A 212-nucleotide genomic window follows, 5' to 3' on the forward strand; every position below is an offset into this window, starting at 1 on the left:
GCCGCGGGTTTCGTTCCCCGCCGCGTCCGTCACCTTCACCTGCCAGCTGTAATCGCGGTCCGTCAGCGTGCCCAGCGCCAGTGTCCAGTTGCCGTCCGCGTCCGCCACCGTGCTGCCTGCCGGCGTGCTGCTGTCGTCCAGATATACCGTCACCGTCGCGCCCGCTTCCGCCGTGCCCTTCAGCACCGGCGCGCGGTCGTCGGTTACCCCGC

1 protein-coding gene is annotated in these 212 nt (G+C 71.2%); it reads right to left on the reverse strand.

What is annotated here, in order from left to right:
* Positions 1-212: Ig-like domain-containing protein (locus HFD95_RS22340; RefSeq protein WP_167430721.1), on the reverse strand; the 212-nt coding region annotated here is incomplete at both ends.

Origin of the sequence: Pantoea sp. EKM10T, from assembly GCF_011800685.1 — a bacterium.
GTDB lineage: Bacteria > Pseudomonadota > Gammaproteobacteria > Enterobacterales > Enterobacteriaceae > Pantoea > Pantoea agglomerans.